This is a genomic window from Aeromonas sp. HMWF014 (genome assembly GCF_963878295.1).
Taxonomy (GTDB): domain Bacteria; phylum Pseudomonadota; class Gammaproteobacteria; order Enterobacterales; family Aeromonadaceae; genus Aeromonas; species Aeromonas popoffii.
This window is the reverse complement of record NZ_CAWNYS010000120.1, coordinates 12,898-22,578: the sequence shown is the minus strand read 5'-3', so window position 1 is coordinate 22,578 and position 9,681 is coordinate 12,898. Positions and strand designations below refer to the sequence as shown.

Genomic DNA, 9,681 nt, shown 5'->3' with positions numbered 1-9,681 from the left:
GGTAAAGGATGCGCTCATTATCGGCTACCTCAGCCACCTGCTGGGGGATTGGCTCACCCCCGCCGGCATTCCGCTGTTCTGGCCGCTCAAGCGGCGCTACCGGCTGCCGGGCTGGCCGCTCAAGAGCGGCGGTGCCATCGAGACCGGCTTTTGTACCCTCACCCTGCTGGCGGCCGGTTACTGGAACCACTGGGCCGGTTGAGCGGGCCCAGACCCGGCACCACTGCAGATCAGCGGGAGGCACCTTTGCTCCCCCCCTGAAAAAACAACCCCCTGCCGAGACAGGGGGTTGTCCTGGTGATGGCGAGGTGCGATTAGATCATCACACCGGCAATCACAGCAGAGAGCAGGCTCACCAGGGTAGAACCGTACACCAGCTTCAGGCCAAAGCGGGAAACCATGTTGCCCTTATCTTCGTTCAGTGCCTTCACCGCCCCGGCAATGATGCCGATGGAGCTGAAGTTGGCGAACGACACCATGAAGATGGAGAGGATGCCGACGGTGCGCGGAGAGAGCTCGGCAGCCACTTTGCCCAGGTCCATCATGGCCACAAACTCGTTGGTCACCAGCTTGGTTGCCATGATGGAGCCGGCTTGCAGCGCTTCACCGCTCGGGATACCCAGGATCCAGGCGATCGGATAAAAGAGGTAGCCCATGACGTACTGGAAGTTGACGCCAAACGCCAGCTCGAACAGGTAGTTGATCAGGGCGATCAGGGCGATAAAGCCCACCAGCATGGCCGCCACGATCACGGCCACGGAGAAACCGGCCATGATGTACTCGCCCAACATCTCGAAGAAGTTCTCTCTCTTCGGCGTGTGGTGCTCGTCGCCCTCGACGATGGCTTTCAGGTCGGTGACCGAGTTGTCCGGCTCATACGGGTTGATCAGAGAGAGCACAATGAAGGTGCTAAACATGTTGAGCACCAGCGCGGCGACCACGTAACGCGGCTCGATCAGCTGCATATAGGCACCGACGATGGACATGGAAACGGTGGACATGGCCGTCGCCGCCAGGGTGTACATCTGCTTCTCGTTCAGGTGCGGCAGTGTGTTCTTGAGCGCGATGAAGTTCTCGGACTGGCCGACAATCATGGAGCTGATGGCGTTGAAGGATTCCAGCTTGCCCATGCCGTTGATCTTGGCCAGCACGGTACCGATACTGCGGATGACGATGGGCAGCAGACGGATGTACTGCAAAATACCGATCAGCACCGAGATGAAGACGATGGGCATCAACACCATCAGGAAGAAGGAGAAGGCCCCTTCGTTGACCAGGCCACCGAACACAAAGTCGGTACCCTGTTTGGCAAACTCCATCAACTTGGTAAAACCAGCCGCGAAGCCCCCCACCACCGCCAGACCCACTTCGGAGTTCAGCATGAACCAGGCCAGCGCCAGTTCGACCACCAGCAGTTGGCCGATATAACGCAGTTTGATCTGTTTCCAGTTGTGGCGGTTAGCCAGCAACGCGAGAGCGAGGACCATGACCAGTCCGAGCACAAAGTGAACGAATTCCATACCTGTAGCACCTGAGTGAATTGTAATTTTTGACCGGCGCAATCATAGACATTTGCACATTTAAAAATCAGATAGCCATCACAATCCCGCGCAATATTATGCATGCAGGATAATACAAACGTTTTTAAATTAATTAAACGCCAAGCGCGGCATTAAATCATCGTTAATCAAACATAAAACAACCAACAAACAGTCACTTACAAATAAATCATTCAGTTTTAAAACTGGTAATCCATCTCATTTAAACATCCACTCAAAGCGTTCACCGTCCCATCGGTGCGGTCAGGTTAAATTTGATATAAAAATATTTAATCAAACCAGATTGAAAAACGTTTATCTTATTTTCGATGAACGGGGTCAGCTTCATCGCGCTATTTTTGACGCTGTTTTGTATGCTGTTCCTCGCACACAAACAGGAAAAGCCCCGCTTTTTCCTTCACACGCCTCACCACATGCCTTTGCTCAGGCGTTCAAAAATCCGCCACACCCGAGGCCGCATTCTGGTACAATGCGCGGCCTTAGCGTTAGCGCATCCCCGTTTTCTCCGAAATAGAGTCCTTTTGTGAACAACAGCGAATTTAGCAGCCTCAACCTCTCCCCCGCCCTGCTCGAAAACCTCGCCAGTCTGGGTTATCTGCAGATGACCCCGATCCAGGCCCAGAGCCTGCCCCTGGTGCTTGATGGCAAAGATCTGATCGCCAAGGCCAAGACCGGTAGCGGCAAAACAGCCGCCTTCGCCCTCGGCCTGCTCTCCAGCCTCAACGTCAACCGGCTCGAGGTGCAGGCGCTGGTGCTCTGCCCAACCCGCGAACTGGCAGATCAGGTGGCCCAGGAGATCCGTCGTCTGGCGCGCGCCCTGCCCAACGTCAAACTGGTGACCCTGTGTGGCGGCACCCCGACCGCGCCGCAATCCGCCACGCTGGGTTTCGGTGCCCACATCGCCGTCGGTACCCCGGGGCGCATTCTCAAGCACCTAGAACAGGGCACGCTGGAGCTCTCCGGCCTCAAGACGCTGGTGCTGGATGAAGCGGATCGCATGCTGGACATGGGCTTTGGCGAAGAGATAAACCGGGTCATCAGCCATGCTCCCCAGCAGCGTCAGACTTTGCTCTTCTCCGCCACCTACCCGGAAGGGATCGCCCAGATGAGTCGCGGCGTGCAGCGCAATCCGGTCGAGGTGAGCGTGGAGTCCCTGCACGAGGGGAGCGCCATCGAACAGAAGCTCTACGAAGTGCCTGCCGGTCAGCGCCTCGACGCCCTGACCTGGCTGCTGAGCCACTATCAGCCAAGCTCCTGCGTGGTGTTCTGCAACACCAAGCGCGCCTGTAACGACGTGGCCGACCATCTGGCCGCCAAAGGCTTCTCGGCGCTGGCGCTGAACGGCGATCTGGAGCAGCGTGAGCGGGATCAGGTACTGGTGCGTTTTGCCAACGGCAGCGCCACCATTCTGGTCGCCACCGACGTGGCGGCCCGTGGTCTGGACATCAAGGAGCTGGGCGCCGTCATCAACTTCGAGCTGACCTATGATCCGGAAGTGCACGTGCACCGCATCGGTCGTACTGGCCGCGCCGGCCAGCAGGGTCTGGCCCTGAGCCTGTATCAGCCGAACGAAGCCCAGCGCGTCAACTTCATCGAAGAGTACCAGCAGGCCCCGATGCCGCAGGGAGATCTGGCCGAGATAGGCCGCGAGATCAAGCCGATCGCGCCGCAGATGGTGACCCTCTCCATCGATGCGGGCCGCAAGACCAAAGTACGGGCCGGTGACATCCTGGGTGCCCTGACCGGCGAAGGCGGTATTGCCGGGGCCGATGTTGGCAAGATCCAGATCTCCGAGCAGTACTCCTACGTAGCGGTGAAGCGCAGCGTGGCAAGCGCCGCCCTCAAGCGGTTGCAGGAAGGCAAGATCAAGGGGCGCACCTACCGCGCCCGCAAACTGGGTTAAGGAGGATGCCGGGCAGCACCCTGCCCGACGCGTCACGAACCACAGCACGGGCGCCTTTGCAGGCGCCTGTTTTTTATCGAACATGTGCTATTTCGATGGCATGGACAACACAGATGAACAGAGAACCCCAAGCCGATGTCAGCTGCCAGAACTGCGAAGCCTGCTGCTGCCGCCTCGAAGTCATGCTGTTTACCGATACCGGCGTGCCAGATCGCTACGTGGACGAAATAGAGGGACAGGTGCCCGTGATGCACCGGCTAGAAGATGGCTGGTGTGCGGCGCTGGACCGCAATACCATGATGTGCCGTATCTATGAAGTGCGACCGCTGATCTGCCGCGAGTTTGAGATGGGTGAGCCCGACTGCATCGATGAGCGGGACAAATGGTTTATCAAGCTGGAGTGAGCCTGATCGGCCAGGTATTGCTTGACGCTCCCGCCATTGGCGGCGCACCAGCCGAGCTGACGACAAAACCGGGTAAGCACCTCGGCGCACTGCAGTCACACACTCGGTCGCCACCTCGGCAATTCCCATGGGCGCATCGCGCAATTTAGCTCTCTGCTGGCTGAAGGCAGTCTCATAGCCCATGGCCCCCATCAGGTTGAAGGGGCCGCTCGGCGGACAGATCAACACCTGTCAGCGCCGCTGTATCTCAACATGGCCGTGTGGTTGCACCTTCACGCCAGTCTCCTTCCCTGGATCCTTTCCCACTGCACCAGAACGGTGACATGTTGCAACAATGTAAGGATTTATCTATCAACATTCCATGCCCCCCCGATGACCAAGCCTTTGTGCTAGCGCCTGACAGCCCATGGCGGGCACAGATAACCAAGCAATATGGATCGGCCGCCCCTCCCATCATGTTCTGTTGCAGTTAACAAAACGTTGCTGCTATTATCCGCGCCGCCATGAACATTCCACCAACAGAAACGTTGGTCATTAACGCAAGGATCAGAGATGAAAAACCGGGACTCGAGTCATTACCAGCGGATCTGGCGCTGGCACTTCTACGCCGGCCTCTTCGTCGCCCCCTTCCTGATCCTGCTCTCCCTCACCGGCATTGTGTACCTGTTCAAGCCCCAGCTCGACAATCTCATGTATCCCGAGCTGATGAAGGCGACGCCTGCCAGCCAGACCCTGAGCGCCGATGCGCTGTGGACCGAGGCACGGACCGCCATGCCGGACGCCAGCCTGAGCAAGTACCTGCCACCGGTCAGCCCGGATGCCAGCGCCCAGTTCATCGTCCGCCAGGGGGGCCGCGAGCTGACCCTGTTCCTCGATCCCGCCAGCGGCGCCCTGCTCGGCGCCCTGGACAACCAATGGAATCTGCAGGCGGTGGCCCGTGCCCTGCACGCCGAGCTGCTGCTCGGCACCACCGGGGATAGAGTGATCGAGCTGGCCGCCGGTTGGGGCATAGTACTGCTCATCAGCGGCCTCTATCTGTGGTGGCCACGCAAGGGGCCCGGTGTGGGCGGCATCCTCTGGCCCAGAATGAACCAGCGCGGACGCCTCTGGTGGCGCGATCTGCACGCCGTGGTCGGCTTCTGGGGCGCGGGCTTCCTGCTGCTGTTGCTGCTAAGCGGCATGACCTGGACCGGTTTCTGGGGAGATCAGTTCGCCAACGTCTGGAACCGCTTCCCCGCTGCCATGTGGAACCAGGTGCCCGCATCCACGCCGCTTGCCCGCAGCCTGAACCAGGCCCACGACCAAACTGTGCCCTGGGCGATGGAGAACACCCCCATGCCGAGCTCGACACAGCCCGATGAGATGGCGTCCATGGCGATGGCTGACACGGCCATGCCGCCGAGTTCGGCAGGGCACGATCACAGTGCCATGAACCATGGCGGGGAACACGAGGGGATGGTGATGGCCGAGCGCCGCATCTCGCTGCAACAGGTGGTGGAGCTTGCCAACGAGCGCCAGGTCACCCCGGGCTACAGCATCACGCCGCCGGCCGGCAAGAGCGGCGTCTACACCATAGCCCTGTTCGCCGATGATCCGCGCAACGATGCCACCCTGCACATAGATCAGTACAGCGGCAAGGTACTGGCCGACGTGCGCTGGCAGGATTACAGCCTGGTCGCCAAGACGGTGGAAACCGGCGTCATGCTGCACACCGGCAAGCTCTACGGCTGGCCCCATCAACTCGCCATGCTGCTCATCTGCCTGATGGTATTGTTGAGCGCAGTGAGTGGCCTCTGGATCTGGTGGAGCCGCCGCCCGCAGGGCCGTCTCGCGGCCCCGCCGCTGCCGGCCAAACTGCCCCCCATGCGCGGCGCCATCGCCGTGCTGGTGCTGCTCGGTATCTGCTTCCCGTTGGTGGGCGCCTCCATGGTCGTTATCTGGCTGCTGGATACCCTGCTCTTCTCCCGCCGAACCCTCAAGGTGGCGCGCGCCAGCTAGTCGATAGCATCATCGACCAACAGAGAGGGCTCCCGCTTGGGAGCCCTCTCTGTTTCATTACAACCTACGTTCACTCCTGCTCGACCAGCAGGAGGATCTTGCTGGCCTTCTCGAAATGGTCGAGTCCATGGGTCTGGATCCACCAGGTCGCTGCCTCCATCAGCAGCTCGGGATCATCATTGCGGTTGGCAAAAAACGCATAGAAGGAGACGCCCACCGCGTCCCCCTTCTGCGCAATTTTCTGCTGGCAGACCTGAATGATTTTCCGTTTGAGTGATTCACGCATGACTGGGTTCCTGTCTGACAGATTCAGTGCCAACACGCTTCGTCGACACACAAAAAGGGCTCCCATCCAGGGAGCCCGCTTCATATAGCTACCAGCCGGCAGATCATCAGGAGAGTGCAAGCCCGATGGAGAGCAGCAGGCTGAACAGGAAGGCACTGATGGCGGTCTTCTTGAGCGCACCGGTCAGCACCTCGCCATCGACACTCGTACGCAGGGTCTTGGCGGCGTCGGTGAGCGGCTTCATGGCGGGCAGGAAGATCCAGGGCCAGACACTGGCGGGCTGGGTCAGGATAAAGGCAATGGCCGCCAGCAGCGCCGCCCCCAGCAGCACCCAGTGATAGGCGATGGCACGGTTACGGCCAAGGCGTACCGCCAGGGTGATCTTGCCGCTGGCGGCATCGGTCTCGATGTCGCGCACATTGTTGATATTGAGCACGGCGGTGGCCAACAGGCCACAAGCGGTGGCAGGCAGCAACAGATCCCACTCCAGGCTCTTGGTGAAGAGGTAGTAGGAGCCGAGCACCCCCAACAAACCGAAGAACAGAAACACCGAAATATCGCCGAAACCACGATAGCCATAAGGGGTCTTGCCCACCGTGTAGGTGATGGCCGCCACTATGGCTGCGCCGCCCAATACCACAAACGCCAGGATCTGCAGCCACTGGCCACCGAAGGCACAACCCAACAACAGCAGACCGCTCGCCACCGCCGCCAGCGCGGTCAGCGCCATGGCTATGCGCATCTGCTTTTGGGTAATAAGACCAGAGACCACGGCGCGCTGGGGACCGATCCGTTCACCATTGTCGGCACCGGAGACAGCATCCCCGTAATCGTTGGCCAGGTTGGAGAGGATCTGCAACAGGATGGCGGTCAGCAAGGAGAGCGCCATGATGGTGCCATCGAAGGCGCCACGGCTGGCCGCGAGCCCTGATCCCAGCAGGATGGAAGAGCAGGCGAGCGGCAGTGTTCGCAAACGCGCCGCCAACAACCAGATAGAGAAGGTATTTGTCATATTGTGATGGCCAAACAATCAGATATTGATCGTGTTAAGGGTTATCGAACCGGATTTCGGTATACTTGGCCCCTCGGGAGTCAGCTCCCCGGGCGATTTACATGGACGAATGGGCAGATAATATATAGGAATAATCGCTCCTTTGGCATAAACCAACGGCATCCTTCTGCAGGATTGACCGTCACTATCGGCTCATAGACGAAATCCATGTTGGCTCAGACCCATATCAAGCAACAACTGGACGCCCTGCGTCACAGCAACGCCAGCGGCTTCGTGCGGCTGCGCGTGGCTGTCGAGATCCGCTCCTTCCTGGGCTGGCTCGCGGCGCAGACCCTCTATCCCCGTATCTATTGGCATGCCAGAGGGCACGACAAGCCCGAATACGTGGCGCTGGGCAGCATTCGTGAGCTGACCCGGCCGCAAGACATACAGCAGGTCTGCGAGCACGCCAACCAGCCCCACGACGACAGCCCACGCTACTACGGCGGACTGGCGTTCGATCCGGCCCAATCCGGCTGGCAAGGATTTGGCCCCTGCCGTTTCGTGCTGCCTCGCATCGAGCTGGTGCGCCGTGGCGAGTGCGTCAGTCTCTGCCTCAATCTCTGGCTGACCGACGACAATCTCGATGCCGAGCTGCAGGCGGCCGAAGCGGCCCTCGATGCCCTGCACCCGGAAGCCCCGCTGCCTGTCCTGCAAAAACAGCCCTGGCAGCGCCAGGATTGCCCCGGCCCCGCCCAGTGGCAGACGCTGGTCGAGCGGGTGACGGCGCCAGACTTTCAGGCGCACACCCCCAAGGTGGTGCTGTCGCGGGAGAGCCTGCTCTCCCGCCAGCTACACGACGATCAACTCTGCCCCTGGTCACTGCTGGCACAGTGGGCGCAACACGCCCAGGAGTGCTTCCACTTCGGCTTTCAGTTCTCCCCCGAGCAGAGCTTCATCTCCTGCTCCCCCGAGCGACTCTACCGCCGGGAGCAAGACCACCTCTTCACCGAGGCGCTGGCAGGTACCATTCGCCGATCCGGCGACGAGGCGACCGATGCGGCCCTGGCCGCCGAACTGCTGACCGACAGCAAGAATCAGCTGGAAAACCGGCTGGTGCACGCTGACATCCTCAGCCGGCTGGCACCGCTCACCACGAGCGCCAGCCTGACCGAGCCGCGCATTCTGAAACTGCGGCTGCTACAGCACCTCAAGTGCGACATAGAGGCCGAACTCAAGCCCGGGGTGTGTGACTGGCAACTGCTGGATGCCCTGCACCCCACCCCCGCCGTGGGCGGCGCCCCGCGCGAAGCCGCACTGGCCTTCATCCGCGAGTTCGAACCCCATGATCGCGGCTGGTATGCCGGTGCCTGCGGCATGCTGAGCCGGGAAACCTCCGAGTTCTCCGTCGCCATCCGCAGTGCCCGCGTCACGGCGCAGACCATCACCCTGTTCGCCGGGGCAGGCATAGTGGCGGGATCCGAGCCCGCCGCCGAGTGGGCCGAACTCGACAACAAGATCGCCAACGTGCTCTCCCTGCTGGGATAGCGTTTTCCCATCGACCCCTCATTCAGCGAGAGCCCCATGTTTGCGAGCCCCGTGTTTGCCAGTCAACATGCCACCTTCAATCACGTCTGGTCTTCCCTCTTGCTGGAAGAGCTTCATCGCCTCGGCGTGCGGGACATAGCGCTGGCCTCCGGCTCACGTTCGGCGCCGCTCACCATGGCGGCCGCCGCCCACCCCGGTTTTCGTCGCCACCTCCACTTTGACGAGCGCGGCTTGGGGTTTATGGCGCTGGGGCTGGCCAAGGGCAGCGGCCGACCGGTGGCGGTGATCATGACCTCGGGCACGGCGGTAGCCAACCTCTGGCCAGCGGTGGCCGAGGCACAGCTCACAGGCGTGCCGCTCATCATTCTTTCGGCCGATCGGCCACCCGAGCTTATCGACAACGGCGCCAACCAGGCGATCGATCAGCAGGGGATCTTCGGTCGCTACCCCGTCTATCAGCAGAACCTGCCGAGCCCCACCCCGACCATACCCGCAGCCTTCGTGCTGAGCTCGGTGGATCAGGCCCTGGCCCAGCAGACGCTGACGCCGGGGCCGGTGCACTTCAACTGCATGTACCCCGAGCCGCTCTATCCCGGCGATGAATACCTGGATTTTTCCGACTATCTGGCACCGCTCGGTGACTGGCTGCATTCAGGCGAGCCCTGGAGCCCCTGGCAGCAGAACGCGCAGATCTGTCCCCGCCAGCCCGATTGGGCGGCCTTGCAGGGCAAACGCGGCGTCATAGTCGCGGGACGCATTCAGGATCCCGCCCAGGCACAAGTGGTGGCCGAGCTGGCCGAGCGCCTCGGCTGGCCGCTGCTGGCGGATCTGCAGAGCCAGATCCGCTTCGATGCCCGCAACCTTATTCACATGGATCTCGCCCTGCAAGACAGCTGCTTCGTGGCCGAGCTGGCCCGCGCCGAAGTGTTGCTGCAATTCGGTGCCCGCCTCATCTCCAAACGGCTCGGCCAGTTCATCAAGCAGCACCCCTG

9 protein-coding genes and 1 pseudogene are annotated in these 9,681 nt (G+C 61.0%); 6 read left to right on the top strand and 4 right to left on the bottom strand.

The window, feature by feature from the left end; translation table 11 throughout:
- Positions 1–202, top strand: a 202-nt coding sequence (locus AAC083_RS22915; RefSeq protein ID WP_258224604.1) for a metal-dependent hydrolase, incomplete at its 5' end; no start/stop codon positions are given.
- Between the two features lie 112 nt (positions 203–314).
- Here AAC083_RS22915 and AAC083_RS04815 read toward each other — a convergent pair.
- Positions 315–1,520, bottom strand: coding sequence for a NupC/NupG family nucleoside CNT transporter (locus tag AAC083_RS04815; RefSeq protein WP_108535984.1), 1,206 nt, complete (start codon positions 1,518–1,520; stop codon positions 315–317).
- A gap of 562 nt (positions 1,521–2,082) precedes the next feature.
- Between AAC083_RS04815 and dbpA the strand changes: the two genes are divergently transcribed.
- Both dbpA and AAC083_RS04805 read left to right on the top strand, forming a co-directional pair.
- A complete protein-coding gene (dbpA, locus tag AAC083_RS04810; RefSeq protein ID WP_108535983.1) occupies positions 2,083–3,462 on the top strand; it encodes an ATP-dependent RNA helicase DbpA in 1,380 nt (459 codons plus the stop codon).
- A gap of 113 nt (positions 3,463–3,575) precedes the next feature.
- Entirely contained in the window at positions 3,576–3,866 is a 291-nt protein-coding gene (locus tag AAC083_RS04805; RefSeq protein WP_108535982.1) for a YkgJ family cysteine cluster protein, read from the top strand.
- Here the strand turns inward: AAC083_RS04805 and AAC083_RS22910 are convergent.
- Positions 3,854–4,058, bottom strand: a pseudogene (locus AAC083_RS22910) (hypothetical protein); the annotation flags it as partial. The gene AAC083_RS04805 and the pseudogene AAC083_RS22910 overlap by 13 nt on opposite strands.
- A gap of 360 nt (positions 4,059–4,418) precedes the next feature.
- On the opposite strand from AAC083_RS22910, the gene AAC083_RS04800 reads away from it, so the two are divergent.
- A complete protein-coding gene (locus AAC083_RS04800) occupies positions 4,419–5,864 on the top strand; it encodes a PepSY-associated TM helix domain-containing protein (RefSeq protein ID WP_108535981.1) in 1,446 nt (481 codons plus the stop codon).
- 70 nt (positions 5,865–5,934) lie between these two features.
- Here AAC083_RS04800 and AAC083_RS04795 read toward each other — a convergent pair whose 3' ends face one another.
- Together AAC083_RS04795 and AAC083_RS04790 are read right to left on the bottom strand one after the other, a co-directional pair.
- Positions 5,935–6,150: a DUF6500 family protein gene (locus AAC083_RS04795; RefSeq protein ID WP_108535980.1), complete on the bottom strand. Its 216-nt coding sequence runs from the start codon at positions 6,148–6,150 to the stop codon at positions 5,935–5,937.
- Between the two features lie 106 nt (positions 6,151–6,256).
- Positions 6,257–7,162, bottom strand: a complete 906-nt coding sequence (locus tag AAC083_RS04790) for a 1,4-dihydroxy-2-naphthoate polyprenyltransferase (RefSeq protein WP_181364649.1) — start codon at positions 7,160–7,162, stop codon at positions 6,257–6,259.
- 207 nt (positions 7,163–7,369) lie between these two features.
- Between AAC083_RS04790 and AAC083_RS04785 the strand changes: the two genes are divergently transcribed.
- Together AAC083_RS04785 and menD are read left to right on the top strand one after the other, a co-directional pair.
- The gene (locus AAC083_RS04785) at positions 7,370–8,689 is read left to right on the top strand and encodes an isochorismate synthase (protein ID WP_108535978.1); all 1,320 of its coding nucleotides are present in this window, start codon (positions 7,370–7,372) and stop codon (positions 8,687–8,689) included.
- Positions 8,690–8,740: 51 nt separating this feature from the next.
- The coding region (menD, locus tag AAC083_RS04780; protein ID WP_375134741.1) for a 2-succinyl-5-enolpyruvyl-6-hydroxy-3-cyclohexene-1-carboxylic-acid synthase at positions 8,741–9,681 on the top strand (941 nt) is incomplete at its 3' end.

Coding starts and splice junctions, on each gene's coding strand:
- AAC083_RS04815 (WP_108535984.1), bottom strand. CDS start 1,520: ATGGAATTCGTTCACTTTGTGCTCGGACTGGTCATGGTCCTCGCTCTC.
- AAC083_RS04805 (WP_108535982.1), top strand. CDS start 3,576: ATGAACAGAGAACCCCAAGCCGATGTCAGCTGCCAGAACTGCGAAGCC.
- AAC083_RS04800 (WP_108535981.1), top strand. CDS start 4,419: ATGAAAAACCGGGACTCGAGTCATTACCAGCGGATCTGGCGCTGGCAC.
- AAC083_RS04795 (WP_108535980.1), bottom strand. CDS start 6,150: ATGCGTGAATCACTCAAACGGAAAATCATTCAGGTCTGCCAGCAGAAA.
- AAC083_RS04790 (WP_181364649.1), bottom strand. CDS start 7,162: ATGACAAATACCTTCTCTATCTGGTTGTTGGCGGCGCGTTTGCGAACA.
- AAC083_RS04785 (WP_108535978.1), top strand. CDS start 7,370: ATGTTGGCTCAGACCCATATCAAGCAACAACTGGACGCCCTGCGTCAC.